General features: G+C 57.4%; 16 protein-coding genes, 3 tRNA genes, 3 rRNA genes and 1 pseudogene (1 of these 23 only partly in view). 13 read left to right on the top strand and 10 right to left on the bottom strand.

What is annotated here, in order from left to right:
• The 6 genes from AC0V6Q_RS09180 to AC0V6Q_RS09155 form a co-directional block, all read left to right on the top strand.
• A 16S ribosomal RNA gene (locus AC0V6Q_RS09180) occupies positions 1-264 on the top strand (it extends 1222 nt beyond the left edge of the window).
• Between the two features lie 206 nt (positions 265-470).
• A tRNA-Ile gene (locus tag AC0V6Q_RS09175) sits at positions 471-547 on the top strand.
• 28 nt (positions 548-575) lie between these two features.
• Positions 576-651 (top strand) — tRNA-Ala (locus tag AC0V6Q_RS09170).
• 277 nt (positions 652-928) lie between these two features.
• Positions 929-3741: ribosomal RNA gene (locus tag AC0V6Q_RS09165) — 23S ribosomal RNA — on the top strand.
• 122 nt (positions 3742-3863) lie between these two features.
• Positions 3864-3978, top strand: a 5S ribosomal RNA gene (rrf, locus tag AC0V6Q_RS09160).
• The 16S, 23S and 5S rRNA genes sit together here with 3 tRNA genes alongside, the layout of an rRNA operon.
• Before the next feature lie 131 nt (positions 3979-4109).
• Positions 4110-4186, top strand: a tRNA-Met gene (locus AC0V6Q_RS09155).
• A 568-nt stretch (positions 4187-4754) separates the two neighbouring features.
• Here the strand turns inward: AC0V6Q_RS09155 and AC0V6Q_RS09150 are convergent.
• Positions 4755-6230: an alpha/beta hydrolase gene (locus tag AC0V6Q_RS09150; RefSeq protein WP_486168081.1), complete on the bottom strand. Its 1476-nt coding sequence runs from the start codon at positions 6228-6230 to the stop codon at positions 4755-4757.
• Positions 6231-6374: 144 nt separating this feature from the next.
• On the opposite strand from AC0V6Q_RS09150, the gene AC0V6Q_RS09145 reads away from it, so the two are divergent.
• From AC0V6Q_RS09145 to AC0V6Q_RS09135, 3 genes are all read left to right on the top strand, one after another.
• Positions 6375-7838 carry a LytR/AlgR family response regulator transcription factor gene (locus AC0V6Q_RS09145; protein ID WP_486168080.1) on the top strand — a complete coding sequence of 488 codons (1464 nt, stop codon included), beginning with the start codon at positions 6375-6377 and terminating at the stop codon, positions 7836-7838.
• Between the two features lie 175 nt (positions 7839-8013).
• Complete coding sequence (locus tag AC0V6Q_RS09140) at positions 8014-9858, top strand: DUF885 domain-containing protein (protein WP_486168079.1); 1845 nt, start codon at positions 8014-8016, stop codon at positions 9856-9858.
• Between the two features lie 86 nt (positions 9859-9944).
• A complete protein-coding gene (locus AC0V6Q_RS09135) occupies positions 9945-13292 on the top strand; it encodes an amidohydrolase family protein (protein WP_486168078.1) in 3348 nt (1115 codons plus the stop codon).
• A 117-nt stretch (positions 13293-13409) separates the two neighbouring features.
• Here AC0V6Q_RS09135 and AC0V6Q_RS09130 read toward each other — a convergent pair whose 3' ends face one another.
• On the bottom strand, positions 13410-14087 hold the full coding sequence (locus AC0V6Q_RS09130) for an NUDIX hydrolase (protein ID WP_486168077.1): 678 nt from the start codon (positions 14085-14087) through the stop codon (positions 13410-13412).
• A gap of 87 nt (positions 14088-14174) precedes the next feature.
• Between AC0V6Q_RS09130 and AC0V6Q_RS09125 the strand changes: the two genes are divergently transcribed.
• The 4 genes from AC0V6Q_RS09125 (at position 14175) to AC0V6Q_RS09110 (ending at position 18844) form a co-directional block, all read left to right on the top strand.
• Complete coding sequence (locus AC0V6Q_RS09125; protein WP_486168076.1) at positions 14175-15050, top strand: hypothetical protein; 876 nt, start codon at positions 14175-14177, stop codon at positions 15048-15050.
• 2 nt (positions 15051-15052) lie between these two features.
• The gene (locus tag AC0V6Q_RS09120; RefSeq protein WP_486168075.1) at positions 15053-16252 is read left to right on the top strand and encodes an adenylosuccinate synthetase; all 1200 of its coding nucleotides are present in this window, start codon (positions 15053-15055) and stop codon (positions 16250-16252) included.
• Between the two features lie 75 nt (positions 16253-16327).
• Complete coding sequence (locus tag AC0V6Q_RS09115) at positions 16328-17407, top strand: bifunctional nicotinamide-nucleotide adenylyltransferase/Nudix hydroxylase (RefSeq protein WP_486168074.1); 1080 nt, start codon at positions 16328-16330, stop codon at positions 17405-17407.
• 54 nt (positions 17408-17461) lie between these two features.
• The gene (locus AC0V6Q_RS09110; protein ID WP_486168073.1) at positions 17462-18844 is read left to right on the top strand and encodes a nicotinate phosphoribosyltransferase; all 1383 of its coding nucleotides are present in this window, start codon (positions 17462-17464) and stop codon (positions 18842-18844) included.
• 282 nt (positions 18845-19126) lie between these two features.
• Here the strand turns inward: AC0V6Q_RS09110 and AC0V6Q_RS09105 are convergent, their stop codons facing one another.
• The 8 genes and pseudogenes from AC0V6Q_RS09105 to AC0V6Q_RS09070 form a co-directional block, all read right to left on the bottom strand.
• Complete coding sequence (locus AC0V6Q_RS09105) at positions 19127-19729, bottom strand: c-type heme family protein (RefSeq protein ID WP_486168072.1); 603 nt, start codon at positions 19727-19729, stop codon at positions 19127-19129.
• 9 nt (positions 19730-19738) lie between these two features.
• Positions 19739-19867, bottom strand: coding sequence for a DUF2474 domain-containing protein (locus AC0V6Q_RS09100; RefSeq protein WP_486168071.1), 129 nt, complete (start codon positions 19865-19867; stop codon positions 19739-19741).
• Positions 19867-20863 (bottom strand): annotated as a pseudogene (gene cydB / locus AC0V6Q_RS09095) (cytochrome d ubiquinol oxidase subunit II). The gene AC0V6Q_RS09100 and the pseudogene cydB overlap by 1 nt, the downstream one beginning before the upstream one ends.
• Positions 20863-22305 carry a cytochrome ubiquinol oxidase subunit I gene (locus AC0V6Q_RS09090; RefSeq protein ID WP_486168070.1) on the bottom strand — a complete coding sequence of 481 codons (1443 nt, stop codon included), beginning with the start codon at positions 22303-22305 and terminating at the stop codon, positions 20863-20865. Before AC0V6Q_RS09090 ends, cydB begins: the two are co-directional and overlap by 1 nt.
• 86 nt (positions 22306-22391) lie before the next feature.
• A complete protein-coding gene (locus AC0V6Q_RS09085) occupies positions 22392-23021 on the bottom strand; it encodes a peroxiredoxin (RefSeq protein ID WP_486168069.1) in 630 nt (209 codons plus the stop codon).
• A 347-nt stretch (positions 23022-23368) separates the two neighbouring features.
• Positions 23369-25126, bottom strand: coding sequence for a SulP family inorganic anion transporter (locus AC0V6Q_RS09080; RefSeq protein WP_486168068.1), 1758 nt, complete (start codon positions 25124-25126; stop codon positions 23369-23371).
• A 15-nt stretch (positions 25127-25141) separates the two neighbouring features.
• Entirely contained in the window at positions 25142-25894 is a 753-nt protein-coding gene (locus AC0V6Q_RS09075; RefSeq protein ID WP_486168067.1) for an NAD(P)/FAD-dependent oxidoreductase, read from the bottom strand.
• Entirely contained in the window at positions 25842-26372 is a 531-nt protein-coding gene (locus AC0V6Q_RS09070; RefSeq protein ID WP_486168066.1) for an NAD(P)/FAD-dependent oxidoreductase, read from the bottom strand. The genes AC0V6Q_RS09075 and AC0V6Q_RS09070 overlap by 53 nt, the downstream gene beginning before the upstream one ends.
• Between the last annotated feature and the right edge of the window lie 18 nt (positions 26373-26390).

The following is a 26390-nucleotide window of genomic DNA, read 5'->3' as shown; positions in this document are numbered from 1 at the left end:
AATCTCCAAAAGATATCTCAGTTCGGATTGTTCTCTGCAACTCGAGAGCATGAAGGCGGAATCGCTAGTAATCGCGGATCAGCATGCCGCGGTGAATACGTTCCCAGGCCTTGTACACACCGCCCGTCACACCATGGGAGTTGGTTTCACCCGAAGATAGTGCGCTAACCTTTTAGGAGGCAGCTAGCCACGGTGGGATCAGCGACTGGGGTGAAGTCGTAACAAGGTAGCCGTAGGGGAACCTGCGGCTGGATCACCTCCTTTCTAAGGATACAAGCGAAAGCGCCGGGCCTAGTGTTCGGAAGTGCTTCGCAAGTTCCAAAGAACATTGCCGTCGTCCTCATGTCCTTTCATCAATCAGATACAGCAAGCGCGCTGACCGTAAGGTTGGTTGTTTGCTGTTTGCCTGAGCCGGCTCACGCCCGTTGCGGCAGCCTCTATTCTTAGAGGCAGTCGGTATCGGTAGATGTGGGCCTGTAGCTCAGTTGGTTAGAGCGCACCCCTGATAAGGGTGAGGTCAGAAGTTCAAATCTTCTCAGGCCCACCACCTATTTTAGGTGATGCCTTAACTACTAGGGGCCTTAGCTCAGCTGGGAGAGCACCTGCTTTGCAAGCAGGGGGTCATCGGTTCGATCCCGATAGGCTCCACCAGGCATTTATATCTGATAGATGAAACGAAAGAGATCTCGCATCCGGCTTTTGCTGGATACGCGAGTAGGCGCATTGGCGCCGAGCATTTGACATTGTGAATGGGTTTTTAAATCGATGCCGTGGCGCATAGATTGTTTGGAAGGTCTAGCCGACCCGCCAAACGTATATTCTATGCATCACAACATTAATCAAATTGATTATCTGGCTGAGATAATTTCTCCTCACTATCGTGAAGACGCACAGGACTTTATGCAGGCCTGTCGTTGATAGTGTGGATTCTCAAGCGTGAGGTAAGAGCATTTGGTGGATGCCTTGGCATGTACAGGCGAAGAAGGACGTGGCACGCTGCGATAAGCGTCGGGGAGATGTGAGCAATCTTTGATCCGGCGATTTCCGAATGGGGAAACCCACCTTCACCATTTCTTTCATTATGCGCTCCAGTCTTCGGATTGGTGTGGGTAACGAGAGAGGTGGATAAGGTATCACCTTAGTGAATATATAGCTTTGGTGAAGCAAACCCGGGGAACTGAAACATCTCAGTACCCGGAGGAAAAGACATCAACCGAGATTCCCGTAGTAGTGGCGAGCGAACCGGGACCAGGCCAGTGCCTTTTCTATTATTAGCAAAACTCTCTGGAAAGTGAGACCATAGTGGGTGATAGTCCCGTATGCGAAAAGACTAGAAAAGGACTTGAGTAGGGCGGAACACGTGAAATTCTGTCTGAATATGGGGGGACCACCCTCCAAGCCTAAATACTCGTACATGACCGATAGCGAACACAGTACCGTGAGGGAAAGGTGAAAAGCACCCCGATTAGGGGAGTGAAACAGTACCTGAAACCGGATGCTTACAAGCAGTTGGAGCCCCATAGGGGGTGACAGCGTACCTCTTGCATAATGGGTCAGTGACTTAATCTAGCATGCAAGCTTAAGCCGTTAGGTGTAGGCGAAGCGAAAGCGAGTCTGAATAGGGCGACTGAGTATGTTGGATTAGACCCGAACCCCGGCGATCTAGGCATGAGCAGGTTGAAGGTGCGGTAACACGCACTGGAGGACCGAACCGTTGCATGTTGAAAAATGCTCGGATGACTTGTGTTTAGGGGTGAAAGGCCAATCAAGCCGGGAAATAGCTGGTTCTCCGCGAAATCTATTGAGGTAGAGCGTCAGATTTTTGCCATTGGGGGTAGAGCACTGGATGGACGCGGGCTGCGCGAGCGGTACCAATTCTAACCAAACTCCGAATACCAATGAGTCTAGTCTGGCAGACAGACGGCGGGTGCTAAGGTCCGTCGTCAAAAGGGAAACAGCCCTAACCTACAGCTAAGGTCCCCAAGTCATATCTAAGTGGGAAAGCATGTGGGAATCCCAAAACAACCAGGAGGTTGGCTTAGAAGCAGCCATCCTTTAAAGAAAGCGTAACAGCTCACTGGTCTAAATAAGGGTTCCTGCGGCGAAGATGTAACGGGGCTAAAGATATGCACCGAAGCTTAGGGTTCATAGTTTACTATGAGCGGTAGCGGAGCGTTCCGTAAGTGGTTGAAGCCAAAGGGTAACCGATGGTGGACATATCGGAAGTGCGAATGCTGACATGAGTAGCGATAAAGAGGGTGAGATGCCCTCTCGCCGAAAGACCAAGGGTTCCTGCTCAACGCTAATCGGAGCAGGGTAAGCCGGCCCCTAAGACGAGCCCGAAGGGGGTAGTCGATGGGAACCACGTTAATATTCGTGGGCCTGAAGATGTGTGACGGATGTCGGAAGTAGTGTGTCCTTATTGGATTGGGCATGCTGCCAAGATGTTCCAGGAAATAGCCTCTTCATATAGACCGTACCCGAAACCGACACAGGTGGTCAGGTAGAGTATACCAAGGCGCTTGAGAGAAGTATCCTGAAGGAACTCGGCAAATTGCCTCCGTACCTTCGGAAGAAGGAGGCCCTCTCACTGGGCAACCAGTGTGGAGGGGGCACAGGCCAGGGGGTAGCGACTGTTTATCAAAAACACAGGACTCTGCTAAGTCGGCTTCAAGACGACGTATAGGGTCTGACGCCTGCCCGGTGCTTGAAGGTTAAGAGGAGGAGTGCAAGCTCCGAATTGAAGCCCAAGTAAACGGCGGCCGTAACTATAACGGTCCTAAGGTAGCGAAATTCCTTGTCGGGTAAGTTCCGACCTGCACGAATGGCGTAACGACTTCCCCACTGTCTCCAGGATATGCTCAGCGAAATTGAATTCTCCGTGAAGATGCGGAGTACCCGCGGTTAGACGGAAAGACCCCGTGCACCTTTACTGCAGCTTTAGAGTGGCATTAGGAAAGAACTGTGTAGAATAGGTGGGAGGCTTTGAAACTTGGGCGCCAGTCCGAGTGGAGCCAACCTGTGAAATACCACCCTGTTGTTTTCTGATGTCTAACCTAGGTCCGTTATCCGGACCAGGGACCCTCTATGGCGGGTAGTTTGACTGGGGCGGTCGCCTCCTAAAGAGTAACGGAGGCGCGCGATGGTATGCTCAGGCCGGTTGGAAACCGGCTGCAAGAGTGCAATGGCATAAGCATGCCTGACTGCGAGACCGACAGGTCGAGCAGAGACGAAAGTCGGTCATAGTGATCCGGTGGTCCCTCGTGGAAGGGCCATCGCTCAACGGATAAAAGGTACGCCGGGGATAACAGGCTGATACTGCCCAAGAGCTCATATCGACGGCAGTGTTTGGCACCTCGATGTCGGCTCATCACATCCTGGGGCTGGAGCAGGTCCCAAGGGTTTGGCTGTTCGCCAATTAAAGTGGTACGTGAGCTGGGTTCAGAACGTCGCGAGACAGTTTGGTCCCTATCTGCCGTGGGCGTCGATACTTGAAAGGAGTTGCCCCTAGTACGAGAGGACCGGGGTGAACATACCTCTGGTGTATCTGTCATTCCGCCAGGAGTGCCGCAGAGTAGCTATGTATGGACGGGATAACCGCTGAAAGCATCTAAGCGGGAAGCCTCCCTTAAGATAAGGTATTTTAGATCCGTCAGAGACCATGACGTTGATAGGCCAGGTGTGGAAGCGCAGTAATGTGTGGAGCTAACTGGTACTAATGATTTATTCGTGCTTGAGAATTCGCACTGTCAATGACAGGCCTGCTTGCGCAGTGCCCGTCTTGTGGTGGAGAAATACTCCGGCCAGACGCTCAATCACTAAACTACATCGATTTAAAACCCGCACATCCACAAGCTTCATTGCTTGGTGGTCTTAGCGACTGTGACCCACCCGATCCCATCTCGAACTCGGCCGTGAAACCAGTTAGCGCCGATGGTACTATGTCTTAAGGCATGGAAGAGTAGGTCGCCGCCAGGCATTGTAGCTTGTGGAAGCCCTTATGCAGGGTGTGCTGGAAATAACCCATTCACTGTCAAAGGGCTTGCCTCACGGGCTGGCCCTTTTGGCGTTTCCGGAGCCCTCGCGGCTCCGACGCTCAAGCTAGGTAGCGCGGGATGGAGCAGTCCGGTAGCTCGTCAGGCTCATAACCTGAAGGTCGTTGGTTCAAATCCAACTCCCGCAACCAGCATCACACTGAAAACCTGCTACAAAAAGCCCCGCTGTCACCAGTGGGGCTTTTGTCGTTGAACCCTCAAACCAATCCCAGTGGATGCAATATCAGGAACCTCACCAAACCGGTTTCCGCTTTTCAATAAAGGCTTCTAACCCCTCTTTCATATCGCAGCTTTGGAGGATCTTGGTCAGCAGATTAAAATCTCCGCTATCCTGCGCGAACGATTGGCCGGGTATAAATGCCCGAAAAGCATCATAATAGCAGATCAGGTCCAGCGCTCGCCTACTGGAAAACAGGATTATGACTGGGCCAATGAGTTTTTGGAGGATGCGAAGAGTTCGAAAAATCTGACGCTCTGACCGACCCAACGTGGGTCTATTCGAACATCCGCAAATTCATCAATTTGGATTTGGTCGCTATGGGGTCGGGAAGTGAAGAACTGCCCCTTTGTTTGAGACAGTTTAAAAGCCAGAACTGCGCTCCGGGCACAGTGTCAGACGCAAAGCAACCCGGCCGCTATCTTAGGCGAGGGAATGATCGTCCGATGATTGTCAGGACTCTAGTGCCGATCAAGGAGCGGTCAGCCCCCCAAATTGGGCAGTTTGGAAAAGTCCGGCGCTTCGACGAATATACGATCAGACTTAGCCGTTTCGCCGCGCATAAAAGAGTGCATCGCCTCGCCAACCTTTGGCGTCGTCATAAACAGGTTATGGCCGGTGTTCTCGACCACGATATGCTGGACATTGGTGAGGCCAGCCGTCGCTTCAAGATGCGCTTCGGGATAGGTCCGCCCGTCCAGCGTCCCGGTCAACATAAGGACCGGCGTATCCCCAAACGGCCCGTCACGAAAATCCGGCCCCAAATCGACTGACTGCAGTTCATCAAGAACCTGCGGCATCGGGAAATTCAAGTATTCGCCAACAGGAGAACTCTCCGCCTGCTGTTGAAATGCCTTGAGGCGAGCAGGCGTGATGCCCGACGCCCGGTCCATTAACAGCGACATCGCAGACAATGTGATCGGCTCGTCCGGGGTCCAGAAACGTTGTAGAATAAAGGTGATCAAAGTCGGGTCGCCCTCATCAATCTGGCGGTACATCATCAGAGCGACTGCCGCATATTGGGGATCAGCAATCAAACCACCCAGGAATTGCTGCAAATGACGCTTTTGTAAAAGCAGGTCATAACTGGTCCCGTCACGCTTTGGCACGGTGACAGTCATCGGTTCGGCGTCGAGCTTTGCATGGACGCGGTTCATCAGGTCCAGAATATCGGGATAAAGTTGCGCGGCTTCTGGCTGTGCATCAACGGCAGCCTGCAAGCGTTCAAAGTAGCCAAGGGTGCGCGCAGGCAATTTGACCGTTTGGTCGAGCCCCTCAGTCGCCGCCATGATCACGCGGTCCAGTTCATCAGGGATTGCGGAAAGGGCCGCCAAAGCCAGATGGCTCCCATAAGAAATCGACCACAGCGAAATTTGATCCGCGCCCAGGTGTTTGCGAAGATCAGAAAGGTCCCGTGCGCTTTCAATGGTGTTAAAGCCGCGCAGGTCAACGCCCGCGTCCTGCCAGCGCGCCGCGCATTCGCGCGCGGCTTGGCGGTAACGCTTGTTATGCTCATCGTCGCTGATCCGCTCCATGTCGCCAATCGTGACGCTGGAAACGCAGCGTTCTGGCTTCTCAGACTGGCCAGTGCCGCGTTGGTCGAATGCGATGACATCGCCGTGCTGGCGCATCGCCATGAAAAGGGGGAAACGCTCGCCTCTGGCCGTGCCAATTCCAGAGCCACCGGGCCCGCCTGAGAGATAAACAATCGGACTGCCGGGCGAGTCTGTCGTTGCCGGAAAGCGTACATAGGCGAGCTTGGTCGTCCCGCTGTTCGGATCGCTGCGGTTCATCGGCACGGTTAGCGTTCCGCGATAGGCCTCCACGCTTTCGCCAGTGGCAGCCTCAAAAGTGATCGCTTCTTCATTGGGCGCAGCGTGCGCAGAGCCAGGCGAGAAGGTGAGGGAACTGGCAGCCATCAAAAGTGCAAGGGCACTGACAATTTGTGGTTTTTTCATAACGGCTCTTTCCGAATGGTTGATCGTGGATTGAGCCTGAAACTGGCCGATGTGCTGGCTTTGAACAGGGGGCGATCTGTAAACGGGGGGTTCTAATCGGTGAGCGGGGGGACTTCCCGTTTATCGGAAGCTATACATGTCGCAGTGTTTCGCTTCGCCATCCTCTTCTTGTCATTCCTGACAGTCTCTGTCGCAGCGAAGGCGCAGGATTATCAGAGCCTCATTGATCATCCAGCGCTCGTTTGTGATGCGGATTTGACCTCTGAAGTGCTCCCCGATTTTGCGGACGCGAATTGCCGCTCAGTCCCATTCTATCAGGCTGACCCACAAGACCGGATGCTATGGGTCGAGATAGTCTTCGATGCAGAACCCACTCTGCTTGCGCTGGGTAAACCGCTCGGCCTTTTCGTAAGCGCGAAGGCTTCAAGCGAGGCTAGCCTGAATGGAGTGCCGATTGGTACGAACGGCAAACCGGGCGCATCGCATAGCAGCGAAGATCCCGGCGATATGGATGCGGTGTTCTTCGTACCGGAAGGAACGCTAAAGCCGGGAGAAAACCGTCTTGTGATGCGCCTGTCTTCGATGAACGGCGGTATCACGCTCAACTCGCCGATCCACAACATGGCTCTAGAGCCCTATCGTGACCCGCGCCAGCCAGGGCCAGCGACTTGGTTTGCACTCGTCACCCTGGGGCTGTTTGTCGCAGGCTTTGTGTTTTTTGGCGTGCGGTCATTTCGCGGCGATGATCGTGCAGGTTCAGCGCTGATCGCTGCGCTATCGCTGGCTGCCGCCTTGCAGCTCGCAGCGGAAGCCGCGCGCGACATAATGCCATACCCCTATCCATTGCACGACTTGCGATTGTCGCTGATCCTCACTTTCGCGATTTTTTTGAGCCTAAGCTTTGTCGCCTATGTGTTGCTGCTCCTTTTCAGGGCCTACCCGCGGCGACGTTTGATAGCCTTGTCAGCCGTGCTTGCCGTAATGCTCGCAATCAGCGCGTTTCAGCCCGGCTTTGACCTGAAAACCGGCCTCGTCTTTGTCACCGCCATGCTCGCAACAGGGATAGCCGGGGTGACCGCGTACTTTGGGCAAGGCAATCGCAGCGGGGCGTGGTTGGCGCTTATCAGCTCGGTACTTGCAGTTGTGATCTATTGGCTTGGCGGGTTCTTTCTCGACACTATCCTCTTTCTGTTGGTTTCGGCGGGCCTGCTTTGGCTGTTTTTCGGGCAAGCGCGCGGCGGCGGATTGACTGCGAGCCCGGTGGCCGAGGACAGCGCTCCAAAACGCATTGAGCTCACCAGCAATGGCAAGGTCGAATTTGTCGAAGCCAGTGACATTGTGCGTTTCAGCGGGGCGGGCGATTATGTGGAAGTGTTTCTGAGCAATGGGCGCAGCGCCCTCTACAGCGCGAGCCTTGCGGCGTTGGAACGCGAGCTATCGGACGGCTTTATCCGGGTGCACCGCTCGCACATAGTCAACGCGTCGTTCGTCAAATCGTTAACCCGCGAGAGTGCAGGCACAGGAAATCTGGAGATGTCCGACGGCAGCACCGTACCAGTCAGTAGGCGCAACATTGCCAGCGTAAGGTCGGCGCTGACGCAGGGTTAGGTGGAATAACGCTATAGTCTTGGCAAAGCTGCACCCTGTATGCCGGGTTGAGATTACCCATTGTGTCTTTGCCCGGTCCTCTTGGAGACCGGGAAACCGCACCTCAGAGCGAACGCAGTGCGGTCTGGCAGCCGCAGTTTGACTTGATCAAACTCGCGCGCCAAACCCTGATGCCATGAACCAAAGACACTTTGACGTAACCCGCCGCCAGATCCTCGCCGGCCTTGGCGCAACCACCGCGCTCAGCCTCACCGGATGCAAAATGATCGGCGATGACGGCCCGGTGACATCGCTGAGCCCTGACGATTGGCTCGAACAAGTCGGCTTCAATCTGCTTCGTCATGAACCCGAACGCGCAACGAGCCTTGGCGTGGATGTCGGTGAATTTGCTGACCTGCGTGGCAAGCTCGAAGACCAATCCCAGGCGGGGCAGGATGCTCTTGCCGCGACCCTACGCCGCGATCTGGAGATGACCAAATCCTATCCGCGAGATGATTTAAGCCCAGAGCAGCTCACCAGCTTTGAGGCGGTTGAAAGCGGCTATCAAGTCGCGCTGGACGGGCTCGCCCTGCCTTATGGCGACATCCCTGTCGGCAGCTGGCGGACCGCGCCTTATGTGGTGATCCAGAACGTTGGCTCTTATCTCGACTTGCCGCGCTTTATGGATTCCAGCCACCCGATTGCCGACGAGGATGACGCGGACTTCTACCTTGAGCGCATGAAGCAGATGCCTGCCGTTTTCGATGGCGAGTTGGAGCGGATGACGGCGGCAGCCGATATGGGTGTGGTCCCGCCCGGCTTCCTCATCGACAAAGCGATCGCCCAAATGGAGAGCACGATCGCCACCGCCGAGCGGGCAGAATTGTTCACTTCCTCGCTGTCTGAGCGATCCGCAGAGGCGGAGCTCAAGAACCCTCCGGTTGAAGAAGCCGCCAAGGTCGAAAGTGAGCAAGTTGTCGCAGCCCTCAAGCGCCAGCTTGCAGAGCTAAAACGGCAACGCGGCCTTGCGACAGATGACCCCGGAATGCGCGAGCGTCCCAAGGGGGAAGAATGGTACGCATGGGCCCTGCGCTCCAGCACCACCACCAATATGACCGCCGATGAGATTCACAATCAGGGTCTGGAAGAACTCGAACAACTACATGCCAGGATGGATCCGATTCTGCGCGAAATCGGGTTTACCAAGGGAACTGTGGGTGAGCGGATGCAGGGGCTCAGCCAAGACCCTCGCTACAAATTTGCAGAAGGCGATCCCGGACGCGCCGAGATCATGGCCTTCATCAAAGATCGTATTGAATGGATCAAAGGCGAGATGCCGCGCGCGTTCAACACGCTGGTCGATCCTAATCTTGAGGTGCGCCGCCTGCCGCTCTCCGAAGAACCCGGTGCGCCGGGGGCCTATGGCGGGGCTGGCAGCAAGGATGGCACCATTCCGGGGCGCATGTGGATCAACCTTCGCACGACCGATCTGCACCGCAAGTATGACCTTGCCGACCTCACCTATCACGAGACCATTCCGGGCCATGTTTGGGAGGGCGAATATGCCAACCGCCTGCCGCTGATCCGCTCGATCCTTGCTTTTAATCCGTTTTCGGAAGGTTGGGCGCTTTATGCCGAACAATTGGCGGACGAACTGGGCGCCTATGATGACTTCAAGGTCGGGCGGCTGGGCTATTTGCAAAGCCTTGCCTTCCGTGCCTGCCGGATGGTGGTCGACACTGGCCTCCACTCCAAGGGCTGGAGCAGGGAGCGCGCCGTCAAATTCTTTGTCGAGCGCAATGGTTCCAAAGAGCAGGAAGTCGCAAGCGAGGTCGACCGCTATTGCAGCTGGCCAGGGCAGGCGACGGGCTACAAATTGGGCCATAGCAGGATTGCCGATTTGCGCACCAAAGCGCAAAGCGAGCTTGGCGATGCTTACGATTTGAAGGCGTTCAACGATGCCGTCATCCTGGGCGGGAATGTGCCGATGGATGTGCTCGCCAAGAACGTGTCGCGCTACATCGACGCGGCCAAAGGCTGAATAACGGCCGCGCAGATGCGGGCCTCGTGACATTGGATTAGAGCCAGACTACCAGTCATAGGTGTCTGACATTGGAGTTTTTGAATATGCGCCGTTTTACCGTTCGCCGTTTTGTGACCGCGATGCTTTCAGGGACCGTTCTGGCGAGCGCCAGTGTCGCACTTGCGGATGATCATGAGGGTGAGGATGACGCCAAATGGGATATTCAGGCTCCCCCCGGCGCGACTATCCGCGAAGTTCCTATCCAGACCGATGAAGGTACGTGGATGGACGTCGATGTGTCGCCGGATGGGAGAACCATCGCTTTCACCATGCTGGGCGATATCTACACCGTTCCGATCACTGGCGGCGCGGCGAGGCGGATTGCTGATGGTCTCGCGTGGGAGGTGCACCCGCGCTTTTCACCTGACGGATCGCTGATCGCCTTCACGTCTGATCGTGGCGGCGGCGACAATATCTGGATCATGAACGCGGACGGTTCGGACAAGCGCCAACTGACCAAGGAAGACTTTCGCCTCTTGAACCAGCCCACCTGGTCACCCGACGGGCGCTTTATTGCAGCCAAGAAGCATTTCACGACCCAGCGTTCACTCGGCACAGGCGAGATCTGGATGTACCATGTCTCTGGCGGTGGCGGCGTCCAGGTGGTTGAGCGGCGCGATGAAGAGCTGCAAAAGGAGCTGGGCGAACCGATCTTTGCGCCCGATGGCAAGGCGATTTACTACACCCGCAATACGACCGGCGGGAACACATTCATCTACGCGCAGGATTCCAATGCTGGCGTGTTTGCGATTGAAAAACACGACCTTGAGACCGGCGAGGTTTCTACCGTGGTTGATGGCTATGGCGGCGCAGTGCGCCCGGCGCCTTCGCCTGATGGCAAGGAGATCGCCTTTGTCCGCCGCTATAAGGACACCTCTCAGCTTTGGGTGAAAGACATCGCAAGCGGGCGCGAGCGGATGATTTACGATGCGCTTGACCTCGATGTGCAGGAAACCTGGGCGGTCACAGGCGTCTATCCCAATATGGACTGGACGCCGGATGGCGGCTCAATCGTCTTTTGGGCTGGCGGCAAACTCAACCGGGTGGACCGCGACGGGGCGAACCATGCGGTGATCCCCTTCAGCGTGAATGACACGCGCGGCATTGCCGATGCGCCGCATCCGGTTATCGAAGTCGCACCTGATCGCTTCACCACCAGAATGGCCAAATTCGGCATGCTCTCACCTGATGGCAGCCGCGTCGTGTTTGAAACGCTCGGCAAATTGCACACCAAATCCGCGCGCGGGCGCGATGGTGCTCGCCCGATGACGGGCGATACCAGCGATGCGGTTGAGGCTTATCCTGCCTTTAGCCGTGACGGCTCAAAGCTCGCCTTTGTGCGCTGGACCGATGAAGGGCTTGGCGAGATTGTGGTGGCGAACGCAAATGGTGCGAACGCGCGCGTTGTATCGCCTGCGCCCGGCCATTACGCGAACCTTGCCTGGTCACCCGATGGGCGGACGATCGCTTACGAAAAACGCCGCGGCGGCTATCTTACTGCGCCAGAGCAATCGGAAAATCCGGGCATCTATCTGCAAGCGGCGAGCGGCGGCGATCCCATGTTCGTCACGCGCACCGGCTCCACCCCGCAATTCGGCGCATCAAACGAGCGGCTTTTCATGGTCGGACGCGAAGGGGACAAGCTCGCTCTCATGTCGTCTGACTTAGACGGTGAGAAGGTGCGCACCCACGCGACCGGAAGCCTGGTCAACGACTTCCGCATTGCGCCCGATGGTGAGACAATTGCTTTCCGTCAGAATTACGAAGTGTTCGCCATGCCGGTGATCCCCGGCGGCAAGCCGGTCGATGTGAACGAGACCAAGGGGCCAGTGCCGATCACTATGGTCTCCAAGGGCGGCGCAGACTTCATGGGCTGGGCGCGCGGGGGTGAGACCTTGTTCTGGTCGATTGGCCCAGAACTCAAGCAGGCGCAGGTCAGCGATTTCTTCGCTTCCAAGCCCAAAGGCGAGGACGACGAGGACGCTGGCTATGAAACACCGGACAGCGCGATTTCAATGGCGGTCACGGTCAGCAAGCCTGTGCCATCGGTGACCGTTGCGATCACGGGCGCAAAAATCCTCACTATGGCCGCTGGCCTTGGTGCCGAAGATGCTGGCGTCATCGAGAACGGCGTTATCATCATCGAAGGGGACCGGATCGCGGCGATTGGTGCTGCGGGAGAGGTGAACGTGCCGGCAGGAGCCACCATGGTCGATGCAAGCGGCAAGGTGGTCATGCCCGGTTTCGTGGACGCGCACCACCACGGGCCGCATGGCACGGACGAGCTCATCCCGCAGCAGAACTGGAGCCTCGTTCAGGATCTGGCTTTGGGCACCACAACCACGCACAACCCGTCCAGCGATGCGAGCCTGATCTTCGCCTCGGCCGAGCGGCAGATGGCAGGCAAGCTTCTTGCACCGCGCATCTTCTCAACCGGAGAGATCGTCTACGGCGCAAAGGCTCCATCCGTCTATGCGCGGATTGACACTTACGAAGAAGCGCTCGCCCATGTTCGCCGGATCAAGGCGCAGGGCGGTATCTCGATCAAGAATTACAACCAGCCGCGCCGCGAACAGCGCCAGATGGTTGCGCGCGCGTCCGCTGAGGAGAACATGCTGGTCGTGGCCGAGGGGGGCTCGCTGTTCGGGATGGATATGAACCTCATCGCAGATGGCAATTCGACCATGGAGCACAACGTGCCCGGCGATGTCTTTTACGAAGACGTGCTGCAATTCTTTGGTCAATCCAATACCAATTATACGCCCACTCTGGCGGTCACATACGGTGGCCTTGCGGGCGATCCGTACTGGCGTCAGGCGACCGATGTGTTCGAACACCCGCTGATGATCCACTCACCGCCCAAAGTGCTTTTGGCGAATAACGCGCGGCGAACAAAGGCACCCGAATGGGCCTTCGTTGATGACAATGCCGCACGCGAGGCCAAGAAGCTTTCCGACCGCGGGGTGAAGGTGTCGATCGGCGCGCACGGTCAGCAGCCGGGCCTTGGCGCGCATTGGGAAATCTGGAGCTTTGCGCGTGGCGGCTTTAGCGCCGTAGAAGCGCTGAAGACCGCGACGATCTACCCCGCGCAATCGTTGGGCATGGAGAAGGACGTGGGCAGTCTTGAAGTCGGCAAGCTCGCTGATCTTCTGGTCCTCACCGCTGATCCCACCATTAATGTGCGCGACAGCGACAAGATCGAAAGCGTGATGATCGGCGGGCGGATGTATGACGCCAAGACGATGCAGGAAGTCGTCACAGGTGACGGTGGACGCCGCGCCTACTGGTGGGAAGCTGGCATGGGCGGCAACGCAGGCGGTTCTGAACGCGCGACCCACGCAGGCGGCGGCCACAATCACGGCGACGGCGATGGAGACAGCCACTCTTACTGAGGGCTGAATCGCAAGAATGAAAGTGGGTGGCCGCAATCGGATCGATGGTCCGGGTTGCGGTCGGCCCGCTTTTCGAGCTGGAGCCGAGAAAACCGGCTGTTTAGTGCAGCAGCACCTTCACAATCGCCGGTCAAACAGCGCATATTCGAATTTGAGCCGGTAGAGGGCTGACGGTCGATTTGCGCCCGGCATGCGACGCTTCCTGCCTGTTTCTTCGAGAAAATCCCGCTCCATCACCTTTCGGCGGAAGGCGTCCACATTGAGTCTTTCACCCAGCGCAATTTGATAGACGTCGTGCAATTCGGAAAGCGTGAACTCATCGGGAAGAAAGCGCGCCGGTAGGTCTGAATAGGCACCCTTGCCGCGTAAACGCTCAAGCGCAGCGGCCAGAATCCGGTCGTGATCGAATGGCATCCCCAAAGCCTGTTTGACCGGAACAAGTCGCAGTTCCTCGCGCTCAAGCGCGGGAGCCAATGTGTCTATTGGCGATAGTGAGAAATAGGCCACGCTTGCGGACCACCCGCGCGGGTCGCGCATTACGCCTGAAAAGGTCGAGAGCTGTTCGACGTAAAGATCGGTTAAGCTGGCTTTGCTGGCCAGAACGCGCCTTGCGGTTTCGCCCAGATGATCGTCTTCATCGACGTGAACATAGCCGCCAATCAAAGCAGCCTGCCCGGCAAACGGCTCCTTGTCCCTGATCGCTTGCAGCACACAGAGCCGCTCATCGCGCAGAGTAAGCGGCACAATATCCACAGTCAGGATCGGCTTCTCGAAAGGCTTTGACATAAACTGCATATTGCATCTTAAGGCATAACATGCAAAATACATTTTATTGAGCGAGTTGCAGATTGGCTGCGAACCGCATCGGTAAGGAGAATTGTTATGGGCCACGGAAACTGGAGCCGGACAGATTGGAGCCGCTATGCGGCCAGCTCGGTCCACGGACGCAGCCGTTCCGAATTGTTCGGCGCGCGCGGGATGAAGGATGAATACGACCCGGCGCGGATCAATGTCAGGGAATCGCGTGACAGCGCGGAAAACCCCGAGGCCACGCCGATCATTATCGGGGTTGATGTGACCGGCTCGATGGGTGTGCTTGCGGAAGAACTCGTCGTGCGCGGATTAAACGAGACCTTCACGGCGCTCATCGACCGCAAGCCGGTCAGCGATCCACATGTCATGGCGATGGCGATTGGCGATGCCTTTTGCGACCGCGCGCCCTTGCAGGCGACGCAGTTCGAGGCAGATCTTCGCATTGTCGAACAATTGCGCGAGTTGTGGCTTGAAGGCGGTGGAGGCGGGAACCGGGGCGAGAGTTACTGCCTTGCCCATGTCTTTGCCGCATTGAAAACCATCCACGATGCGAAGGAAAAGCGCGGCAAGCGCGGCTTCCTGTTCACGGTCGGAGATGAGCCCGTTCTGGATGGTGTTGAGCGTGACCAGCTGGCCCGGGTCCTCGGGGTCGAAGCGCGCCGCGGCGTAAGCGGCCGTGAGGCAGTCCGACTGGCGAGCGAGGCATATGAAGTGTTCCATATCATCGTCGATGGGTCCTATGCCCGCCGCAACATGCGCGAGGTCCGCAGATCTTGGGAAGCGATCCTGCCGCAACGTGTAATTTATCTGCCCGATCCGGCGAAACTGGCGGAAACCATCGTTGCGACAATCGAGGCGGCGAGTGGCTACTCTCGTCCGCCAGCATCAGGTCTTGCCAAATTGCTGCCCGAACCCTTGCGCGCGCTCCCCTGGGCGAGGGTTTGAACGTGCGCGCGCGAGCAGTCATCGGGGCCAGCTATGGCGATGAGGGCAAGGGGCGGACGGTCGACTGGCTGTCCACCCCGCACGGACCCACCGCATTGGTTGTGCGCAGCAATGGCGGCGCGCAGGCGGCGCATACTGTTGTGCGTCCGGATGGCGCGCGCCATGTCTTCCACCATATCGGATCGGCGGCATTTCATGGTGCACGAACGCATCTGTCGCGCTTCATGGTTTCCCATCCAATCGTGTTTTCGCAAGAATTGGAGCAATTGCGCGAACATGGAACCGTACCGGTCGTGACAGCCGACCCGCGCGGCTTTGTGACCACACCGTGGGACATGATGGTCAATCAGGCTATCGAGGTGGCACGCGGCGGCCAACGGCACGGCAGCTGTGGCCTCGGCTTTGGCGAGACGGTGGGCCGCTGCGAAGCCGGGGATTCCCCGCTTTCTATTGCTGATCTGCACAGCCCGGCCTTGGCAAACAAACTGCTCGCAATACGCGACGAGTGGCTGCCTGCACGGCTGGCCGAGCTGGAGCTTGAGCCCGAAACCGGACCGCTGGAATTTGCAAGGTCCAACATGCTGATCAAGAATTTCATCGATCAATGCAATGCGTTTGCACAGCAAGTTACCCTGCGGGCGGATGCCGGGATCGGCCATGAAGAAGCGCTAATCTTCGAGGGGGCGCAAGGCCTGTTGCTCGACCAGAATGCTGCGGGCTTCCCGTTCCTTACCCGGTCCAACACCGGCATGGAGAACATCGCAGCGATCGCGGCAGAGGCAGGGATCGCCGAGGTCGATCCGCTCTATGTCACGCGGTGTTACCTCACTCGCCACGGGCGTGGCCCGATGGAAGACGAGCGCGACATTGCGCGCTGGTTCACCGTCGATGATCCCACAAATCGGCCCAATCCATGGCAGGAAGATCTGCGTTTTGGCCTGATTGACCCGCAAAGGCTGGGTGAGCGTATCCGCAGTGATATCGAACTTGCAGCTTATCCCGGAACCGCCTCGCTGGCAGTCACCTGTCTCGATCAGGCATCTGGCCTTTATGCGTGGCTGGAGGACGGGAATGTCGTGGAAGGGGAGCAAGATGGTTTCATCGACGCCCTCGGCTGTGCCACCGGATTGCCGATCGAAGTCGAATTTTCCTCTCGCGTTAACACTTTTTCAGATAATAACATACAAAAAGTATTTAATTAGACGCGACAAACTGCTATCACTTTCAAAGCCCACGGGGAGTCCGGGGCGGCAATACAATCGAGGGAGTCTCGAACAATGGCAAACAACGCATCAGGCAAGGCCGATTTTGGCGTCTTTATCGGACGCTTCCAACCACTCCATCTTGGTCATGAGCACACCATCCGCCACGCGCTGGATCAGGTAAAGTGCCTGATCGTTATGGTCGGATCGGCCAATGTGGCGCGCGATCCGCGCAATCCGTTCACATATGACGAGCGGGCGGCGATGATCCGTTCTGCTTTCGCTTATGAAATGGCAGAGGGGCGCGTGATCGTTGAGCGGCTCGACGACCATCTTTATTCCGACACCGCCTGGGTTGCCGAGGTACAGCGGCGGGTGAACGCCATTGTCCTGGACGCTGGAAACAGCGGCGGGTTTCGTGCGGCGGGAACAGCGGATTTCCGCATCGCGTTAACCGGGTTCGGAAGCGACGACACGTCCTATTATCTCAAGATGTTCCCCGAATGGGATAACATTCAGGTCGACAGCGCTTATGCCACGTTCCACGCGACCGACATTCGCGCGCGCTATTTTCAGCGCATTCCGGAAGTTCCCGCCTCCGCTGTATCGAAAGGCGTGGCAGCGCAGCTCGAAGAGTTCAAAAGCAGCGCCGAATTTCGCGCCCTTCTGGAAGAGGTCGAATATCTGGCGGACTATCCGAAACGATGGGGCACGGGGCCTTTCGTCACCGCCGACGCCGTCGTGATACAGTCCGGCCATATCCTGTTGATCGAGCGCGGCCAAACGCCGGGCAAAGGCTTGCTGGCTCTGCCCGGCGGCTTCGTCGAGGCAGGCGAGCGTATCCGCGACGGTGCGATCCGCGAATTGCGCGAGGAAACCGGCATTGCCGACAGCAAAGGCCAGATCCCGCCCGCCATGCTCGCCAGCTTTATCGAGGACAGTCGCACCAGGGTGTTCGACGCGCCGAACCGGTCCTTGCGTGGGCGGATCATTACCCATGCATTCCTCTTTCGCCTGCCCGAGCGGCGCAAGCTGTTCAAGGTGAAGGGGGCGGACGATGCGGCCCATGCCAGCTGGTATCGCATCGGTGACCTGACCCCGGAAATGCTCTTCGAAGATCACTGGTCGATTATCGAGCAGATGGCCGACCTGTGACAACCGGCGGGGGAGTCCCGCCAATTCCAAGAAAACATGTGAGGAGTTCACATCATGACCAATCTGATTTTGGCAACCGACAGCTACAAACAAAGCCACTTTCTTCAATACCCGCCCGAGGCGCGCGTCATCAGCGCCTATGCCGAGGCCCGTTTAAACGAATTTTCGGACGACGTTCTGTTTCTTGGCCTGCAACCGTTCCTGATCGACTATCTCGGTAAGCCGGTGACCACTGCCGATGTCGATGAGGCCGAAGCCATCTGCACGGCGCACGGCGTGCCCTTCAACCGCGAGGGCTGGGATGCGATTGTCGCTGATCACGGAGGCTATTTGCCGATCGAGATCAAGGCCTTGCCCGAGGGCATAATCGCACCTGCCGGTGTGCCATTGTTGCAGGTGGAGAACACCGATGAGCGCATGCCATGGCTGCCGACTTTCATCGAAACCGCTCTGCTTCGCGCAATCTGGTATCCCACCACGGTCGCCACTCTGAGCTGGAAATGCAAGGCTATCATCCGCGCAGGGCTTGAAAAAAGCTCGGACGATGTCGAAGGGCAACTGCCCTTCAAGCTGCACGACTTTGGCGCGCGCGGTGTTTCCAGCGGTGAAAGCGCAGCGCTGGGCGGGATGGCACACCTTGTCAATTTCATGGGGTCCGACACGCTCGAAGGGATCATGGCCGCACGGCGTTATTACGGCGCGGATATGGCAGGATTTTCGATCCCTGCCGCCGAGCACAGCACTATGACCAGCTGGGGCCGGACGCGCGAAGAGGCTGCGTATGAGAATATGCTCGACGCCTTCGACGGTGAGGGACGGATCGTGGCGGTCGTCTCCGACAGCTATGACCTCGATGCTGCCGTGGCTGATATCTGGGGCGGGACCCTTCGTGAAAAGGTGCTGACCCGCAAGGGCACTCTTGTGGTGCGGCCCGATAGCGGCGATCCGATCGAAACCCCGCTGCGTACGGTCAAAGCCTTGTGGGAGAAGTTTGGCGGCACCACCAACAGCAAAGGCTATCGTGTGCTCGACCCCCATGTTCGGGTGATCCAGGGTGACGGCATGAACATCGACAGCATTGCGCGCCTGGTCGACCGCATGATCGAGGAAGGTTTTGCCATCGACAACATCGCTTTTGGCATGGGCGGCGGCCTGCTTCAGCAGGTCAACCGCGATACGCTGCGCTTTGCGATGAAGGCCAACGCGCTGAAGGATGCCGATGGCAACTGGCGCGATGTGTCCAAGACGCCTGCGACCGATCCTACAAAGGGCAGCAAGGCAGGGCGTCAGGCTGTTGTACTGGATAAGGGCAATTTGGTCGCGGCCCGGTTGGACGCGATTGATCCGGCAGACGATCAGTTGGTGCCTGCTTGGCGCAATGGCGAAATGCTTGTTCGCGAAGATTTCGATACTGTGAAGGAACGCTCGCAAGCATGATTGCCTGATAACTTACGGGAGCTGATGAAGGCGTAGCGGTCACGGCCATAAGTTGACCCGTGCGTAAGCCCAACGACCCGCTCATCTATGCGCGGCAGTCCAAGCGCCCGTTGAGCCATGGTAACTGTCCAGCTTTTCAAAACCCCATCTGGCAAGGCAGCCCGCTGCGGCCTTGGCATCGAGAAATGCGTCCCGATAAGAATAAGAGTCGAAAGGTTTTTCATAGTTTTCCTTTCGCCAAGCTCATCGGAAAACCGCTATCGGCTTTCGCTCTTTGCCGAATTATTTTGAAAGCGCCGCCGGTCCGGTTTGCACCACAATTGCGCCGCGAAGTTCGCCCGGCTTAAAACCGGTCGCGCGGTCGTCGGGGTAGCTTGCGGTGATGGCTGCCTGCACTTCGGACGCGATATCTGTGCCGTGGCACACCGCGCACGGTTGTTCCTGCATCGGGATGGCGCGCATATAGATTGAACGATTCCCGACATTCGCGTGGATCGCCGCTGGCCCGCCATTCTTAAGCGGGGCCTGCTCAAGCTCTTCGTAAAGTGCGGCAAGATCGCTATCAAAGTCGTTGCCGGGGTTTCTCGTTTTGCGCGCGATCCTGCCGACTTTCAAACCGCTTTCGTCCGAAAGGCTTTGGGCAATGGCAGGGGCGGCCGATTGGCATACTCCGATTGCGCCGACGGGGCCGGTTGCCGATAGCGCTGTCGAAAGCTCGGCTTTCAATTCTGACTGAAGCCGATCAGCGAGTTGGGCTGCATCTTTGACGAAGGCGTCATCGACCGGTGGTGCCTCGGTTTGATCTTGCGAACAACCAGATGAGGCGATCACCGCGATCAATGCGAACGCGGTTGTGAAACCTTGAGCGGTTTGGGCAAGTGACAAATTGTCCTCCTATGCTCTGAGCCAGAAGCGAATGATCATCGCGATGGCCCCTAAGAATGTGACGCTTGCCAGCCATATGCCAGCCATCCAGGCGAGCCTCTTCCAGAGGGGCGGGGTGGGATCGGGAGGGGCCAGCATCAATGGTACCCCTCGTCACCCACCTTGCCTCTGAACACCCAGTAAGCCCAAGCGGTGTAGCCGATGATCAGCGGCATGGTGATGGCCACACCAACAAGCATGAATATCTGGCTTCGCGCAGGTGCTGCTGCATCCCAGATTGTCAGGCCCGGTGGCGCAACATACGGCCACATGGTGACACCCAGACCCGCCATCCCGAAAAAAAAACAATGCGATAGCCAGCCAGAACGGCTTGCTGTTGCGTTCTTTGCGAATGGCCTGGATCATCGACAAGGCGATAAGCCCGGTCAGGATTGGTACTGGCGCTGCGAAGTAAATTTCGGGTGCGGTAAGCCAGCGTTGCGCATATTCCACGTTGAGGAAGATGTTGTAGAGGCTGACCGCTCCCATCAACACAATCGTCGCAATCGCGGCTCTGAGGGCGAGGTAGCGCGCGTGTTTTTGTGCGCCTCCATCGAGTTTCCAGACAAGCCAGGTGCTGCCCAGCAACGCATAGCCCGCCACCACACCTGCACCGCACAACAAGGTGTAAGGGGTAAGCCAGTCAAACCAGCTCCCGGCATAATTGCGATCCACGACCTCGATGCCTTGCAACAGCGCACCCAGCGTCATGCCTTGCGCCATTGCCGCGACAAGTGATCCGCCAAAGAATGCCGCATCCCAAAAGGCGCGGTGGTTTGGGTCACGCCAGCGATACTCAAACGCCACCCCGCGAAAAACGAGGCCGAGCAGCATGGCGATAATCAAAGGATAGGTCGCTGGCAGAACAACGCCATAGGCTAGGGGGAAGGCGGCGAACAGCCCTCCGCCTCCAAGCACCAGCCACGTCTCATTTCCGTCCCAGACCGGCGCGATAGAGTTCATCGCACGGTCGCGTCCCTGGCCAACGCGCAGGGTCGGAAACAGGATGCCAATGCCCAGATCAAAGCCGTCCATCACGACGTAGGCGAAAACTGCAAAGGCAATGATGAAGGCCCAGATGACAGTGAGATCCATCACGCATTCTCCTTATTGGTCGAAGCTGGAGTGCTGTTTCCCGGGTTCTGCGTTGGTCCCGGTGTGATGCCAGCCGTGCGGATCGGTCCGGTATCGCCGCGTTTGGCTCCAAGCTCTCCGGTATGCGGCGGCTTGCCCATCAGGCGCAGGATATACCAGACGCCGATCCCGAAAACCGTGAAATAGACGACAATGAAGGCCAGAAGGGACGCCGCAACCGCAGGCGCATCAAGTGGGCTGGCAGCGTCTGCGGTCCGCAACAAGCCGTAAATGACGTATGGCTGGCGGCCGACCTCTGTCGTGATCCAGCCTGCCAGAACGGCGGCAAACCCGGAAGGGGCCCTGACCAGCGCTGCCTTGTGCAGTAGCGACCATTCGTAGAGCCGTCTGCGCCACCGCGCGATCAGGCTCCACAGACCGATACCCAGCATGGCGAAGCCGATGCCGACCATGATGCGGAAGGACCAGAAAACCATGCCGACAGGGGGTTCTTCGTCGTCGGGGATCGTATCAAGGCCATCCATCGGAGCATTGAGGTCATGCTTCAGGATAAGCGAGGATGCCTTGGGGATTTCGATGGCATATTTGACGGTTTTTTCGTCGCTGTCCGGAATGCCGAACAAGATCAGCGGCGCGCCGTCGGGATGGCTTTGGAAATGCCCTTCCATCGCCATGACCTTTTGTGGCTGATGCTCAAGCGTGTTGAGCCCATGCAAGTCGCCTGCGAAAATCTGCGCCGGGGTTACGATGGCTGCCATCCACATTGCCATGGAGAACATCTTGCGCGCATGGGCGTTGGTCCTGTCCTTGAGCAAGTGCCAGGCACCAACCCCGCCCACAACGAATGCGGTCGTCAGATATGCCGCCATCACGGTGTGGACGAGCCGGTAGGGGAAGCTTGGATTGAAAACGATGTCCCACCAGCTGTCGCCTGGAAGATACTGGCCGTTGGCTGCGATTTCATAGCCAACGGGCGTCTGCATCCAGCTGTTGACCGATAATATCCAGAAGGCAGATATGAACGTTCCCAGCGCCACCATACAGGTCGCAGCAAAGTGCAGTTTCTTGCCGACCTTGTTCATCCCGAACAACATGACGCCAAGGAAACCGGCTTCGAGGAAGAAGGCGGTCAGAACTTCGTAAGCCATGAGCGGCCCGATCACCGGACCCGCGACATCGGAGAATACCGACCAATTGGTGCCAAACTGATAACTCATGACGATACCGGAGACGACGCCCATCGCAAACGCGATGGCGAAGATCTTCAGCCAGTACTTGAACAGATCGAGATAGACCTGCTTGCCGGTCTTCAACCACAACCCTTCGAGCACCATGAGATAGCTCGCCAGCCCGATGGAAAAGGCGGGGAAGAAGAAATGAAAGCTCACCGTGAACGCGAACTGGATGCGCGCAAGCAACAGTGCGTCGAAATATTCAAGCATGTTCGTGCCTTATCGAAGATTTGACGTTCAGATGTTCAGAGTGGATGCGCCCGCGCCGGGGGGGTGGGCGGGCACATCCTGCACCCTCAGGCTACCTGAGTGGTGCGTAGGTAAGGCTTGATGGTCTCGAAACCTTGCGGGAATTTTTCGCGCGCTTTTTCGTCGCTGAGCGATGGCGGGATGATCACGTCATCGCCCGGCAACCAGTTCGCCGGCGTCGCAATGCCAGCGCGATCACTGATTTGAAGACTGTCGATCACCCGCAGGATCTCGTCAAAATTGCGCCCCACGCTCATCGGATAGGTCATCACGAGGCGGATTTTGTTCGACGGATCAATGATAAAGACAGAACGCACCGCTGCCGTTTCGCTCTGATCCGGGTGGATCATGTCGTAGAGTTTCGCGATCTCAAGATCGGGATCTGCGACGATGGGAAAATCAAGGGTGACGCCTTGGGTTTCGTCGACATCCTTAACCCACTCCAGATGCTCTTCAACCGTATCGGTTGAAAGGCCAAGCGGCTTGACACCGCGCGCTTCAAACTCGGCGGCGAGCTTGGCTGTCATGCCCATTTCGGTGGTGCAAACGGGGGTGAAATCTGCCGGATGGCTGAAAAAGAAAACCCAATTATCGCCCGACCAATCGTGGAGATTGATCTCACCTTTGGTGGTGGGAACTGTAAAATTGGGGGCGGTGTCGCCGATGTGTAAACTCATCACTTGTGCTCCTTGGTTGGACGATTGCGACCTACGCGCAGCACGACGAGTCGTCCAATTCAATTACGCACTTACATTAATCGAGTTTTGCGAACAAGCGATAAGGCAGGCGATAGGGGTGTAAAATTGGAAATTCCTTGATGGAAATGCGCAATCAATTACAATATTTCTTTTAGTAAAATCTGCTCAGTTTGCCGTAGCGCGCAGCATCCACGCGGTTTTTTCGTGCAAGGCGCGCCTTGGCGCGACCACGTCCAGCGTCGCCTCATCGCCGATTTCCTAAGCCACCCGCAAAACATCGCGCGCGGGCTTGGCCACCTGTTCGTGGCCCTTGGCTGTGCCGGCCATCAGATCATCCCGCGCGCAAGGAAGTGATCAGTTGGTTCAGGCGGCGCGCCATCATCGCTTACAAGCTTATCGAAAGCTTTGGACTGTGAGAGGAAAACCTCTCCGCTCAGATCGTCGATGAAATGCGACCGTTTGAGCCGGTCCATAACCGGTCCTTTGATCTCGGACAGGTGCAGCCCGATCTTGCCGTCTGCTAGCCGGTGATTGATCGCTTCGAGACTTTCGAGCCCTGACGCGTCGATCTCGTTCACCGCGCTGCACATCAGGATGACGTGGCGCAGTTCGGGGCGTTCGGCGACCCGTTCGAGCACATATTCCTCCAGCCAACGCGCATTGAGATAGGTCAGGGCCTCATCGATACGGATCGACAGGATATGCGGAACGGTGAAGACATTGTGGCGTTCGATATTGCGGAAATGCTCGGTCTCCGGGACGCGCCCGACAATGGCTGCGTGCGGACGGCTGGCGCGCCACAGATACAGCAACAGGCCAACGGCAACACCGGTGATCACGCCCATCTCTACGCCGGCAATCAAAGTGATCCCGATGGTGGAAGCATGAGCGGCAAAGTCTGCCTTGGAATACCGCCACAACTGACCCGGCGTTTTCAAATCGACGAGGCTTAGCACTGCCACGATGATCGTTGCGGCAAGTGTCGCGATAGGCAGGCTGAAAAGCAGCGGTGTCAGGAACAGCGTCGCAAGCGCAATCCCCACGGCGGTGTATGCACCCGCCGCAGGCGTTTGAGCGCCTGCATCAAAATTGACAGCGGAACGCGCGAAGCCCCCCGTCACCGGATAACCGCCAGAAAACGCGCTCGCGATATTGGCCGCGCCAAGTCCGATCAACTCCTGATCCGGCGCAATTCGCTGACGGCGTTTGGCAGCAAGCGTTTGTGCAACCGATACGCTCTCGACGAAGCCGATGACCGAGATCAGCAAGGCTGGCACCCAAAGCTTTTCAATCAGGGAGACATCGGTGCTGGGCAATGCAAAGGGAGGCAGGCCCTGCGGGATCGCCCCGACAAGATTGACGCCCTTTTCACCCAGATCCAGCATGACGACCGCAAGGATTGTGAGAGCCACGGCTGCGACGGGACCTGCTTTTGCCGTCATATCAGCGGCCCGTTCTGGCAATCTGATACGCTGCAAGGCAGGTTTTGCCCCTGTTCGGACCCAGAACAGGAACAGGGTTGCGAGGACCCCGATGGTAAGCGTCCAGACATTGGTGTCGCCGATCGCACTGCCGAGAGAACCCAGCATTTCGGGCCAATTGTCACCGCTCGCCTTCACACCGAGGATATGTTTGATCTGGCTGGTGGCGATCAGGATGCCAGAGGCGGTGATGAAGCCGCTGATGACGGGGTGAGACAGGAGGTTGGCAAGGAAGCCCGCTCGCAAGAAGCCAAGAACCGCGAGCATGATGCCTGATAGCATTGCGAGCGTGATCGCTGCCTCCAGATACTCTGGCGTACCTTGAGAAGCGACCGCGCCAGCAGCGCTTGCTGTCATCAACGAAATGACCGCAACCGGTCCAACGGCAAGCGTGCGGCTGGTCCCGAAGATCGCGTAAAGCACCAGCGGGAGAATAGAGGCGTAGAGCCCCACAACCGGCGGCAATCCGGCAAGCAATGCGTAAGCAAGGCTTTGCGGGATAAGCATGATAGTGACGATCATCGCCGCCATCAGGTCGTCGGTCAGGATTGACCTGTTATAGGTTCGGCCCCAATCAAGGATCGGCAAATAGCGGGCGAGCATCGGTACGATCTCCGGTTATTGTGCGATGAGACCGCCAGGCCCCGCGAGCCATTCCCGCCCTTTTAGCATACCGTTCCAGTAGATCCATGGAAGCGCATCTGCTTTTAGCATCCAGGACAGGCGTTGAGGCTTGGTACCATCAATCAGCCATGTCGGAAAACTCGGGGCCAGTTTGCCACCATAAGCGAACTCAGCCAGCACGATTTTGCCGCGCTCGACCGTCAGCGGGCACGAGCCGTAGCCATCATATCCGGCAGTTGGACCTTTTTTATCAAGTTGGCGAAGCGCGTTGACGGCAACCACGGGGGCCTGTTTGCGCGCCGCAGCCGCCGTCTTGGCGTTCGGCATTGATCCGGCATCGCCAAGCCCGAACACGTTGGGAAAACGAACATGCTGAAGCGTGTGTTGATCCACATCGGTAAAGCCGCTTTCAGCTGCCAGAGGGCTATTGGCAAGGAATTGCGGTGCGACTTGCGGGGGCACCACATGGAGCATGTCAAACTCCCTTGTGACCTCGCCCGCCCCGGTCTGGAACACCGCGCTTTTCGATGCCCCATCGACCGATATGAGAGTGTGGCCAAGCTTCAGGCCAATGCCGTATTTCTCGACATAACTCATAAGCGCAGGCACGTAATCGGCGACGCCGAAAAGCACTCCGCCCGCATTGCAAAACTCGACATCAATCTGATCCAGAACACCCGAATGGCGCCATTGGTCACAGGAAAGATACATCGCCTTTTGCGGGGCGCCGGCGCATTTGATCGGCATGGGGGGGCTGTGTAAAAATTGCCCGTCCGCTTTTGATCTTCTGGACCAGTTCCCACGTGTAGGGCGCAAGGTCATAGCGATAATTGGACGTGACACCGTTTTTGCCCAGTGTTTCCTCCAGCCCGTCGATCTTTTCCCATGCAAGGCGGATGCCCGGGGCAACGACCAGCACATCGTATTGGATGGCCGACCCGTCTTCGAGGGTCACTTGGTTGTTTTCTGGCTCAAAGGATTTTGCTGCCTGTTTGATCCAGGTTGCTGCCTTTGGCATCACGCTTGCCATGGAGCGCCGGGTGACTTCGGGCTTGAAGATACCTCCGCCAACCATGGTCCAGCCGGGTTGATAGGCATGTGTGTCGGCGGGGTCTATGATCGCGATATCGAGGCTTGCGCGGCGTTTGAGCAGCGAGGCTGCCGTGGCAATGCCAGCCGCGCCGCCGCCGACAACGACGACCTGATGTTTTACTGATTGTGCCACGCACTGTTCTCCAGATGA

The sequence above is a fragment of the Erythrobacter sp. S227 genome (assembly GCF_057364925.1).
This window is presented reverse-complemented; position numbering and strand designations above follow the sequence as displayed.

Coding starts and splice junctions, on each gene's coding strand:
- AC0V6Q_RS09150 (WP_486168081.1), bottom strand. CDS start 6,230: ATGAAAAAACCACAAATTGTCAGTGCCCTTGCACTTTTGATGGCTGCC.
- AC0V6Q_RS09140 (WP_486168079.1), top strand. CDS start 8,014: ATGAACCAAAGACACTTTGACGTAACCCGCCGCCAGATCCTCGCCGGC.
- AC0V6Q_RS09135 (WP_486168078.1), top strand. CDS start 9,945: ATGCGCCGTTTTACCGTTCGCCGTTTTGTGACCGCGATGCTTTCAGGG.
- AC0V6Q_RS09130 (WP_486168077.1), bottom strand. CDS start 14,087: ATGCAGTTTATGTCAAAGCCTTTCGAGAAGCCGATCCTGACTGTGGAT.
- AC0V6Q_RS09125 (WP_486168076.1), top strand. CDS start 14,175: ATGGGCCACGGAAACTGGAGCCGGACAGATTGGAGCCGCTATGCGGCC.
- AC0V6Q_RS09115 (WP_486168074.1), top strand. CDS start 16,328: ATGGCAAACAACGCATCAGGCAAGGCCGATTTTGGCGTCTTTATCGGA.
- AC0V6Q_RS09110 (WP_486168073.1), top strand. CDS start 17,462: ATGACCAATCTGATTTTGGCAACCGACAGCTACAAACAAAGCCACTTT.
- AC0V6Q_RS09100 (WP_486168071.1), bottom strand. CDS start 19,867: ATGCTGGCCCCTCCCGATCCCACCCCGCCCCTCTGGAAGAGGCTCGCC.
- AC0V6Q_RS09090 (WP_486168070.1), bottom strand. CDS start 22,305: ATGCTTGAATATTTCGACGCACTGTTGCTTGCGCGCATCCAGTTCGCG.
- AC0V6Q_RS09085 (WP_486168069.1), bottom strand. CDS start 23,021: ATGAGTTTACACATCGGCGACACCGCCCCCAATTTTACAGTTCCCACC.
- AC0V6Q_RS09080 (WP_486168068.1), bottom strand. CDS start 25,126: ATGCTCGCCCGCTATTTGCCGATCCTTGATTGGGGCCGAACCTATAAC.
- AC0V6Q_RS09075 (WP_486168067.1), bottom strand. CDS start 25,894: ATGCCGATCAAATGCGCCGGCGCCCCGCAAAAGGCGATGTATCTTTCC.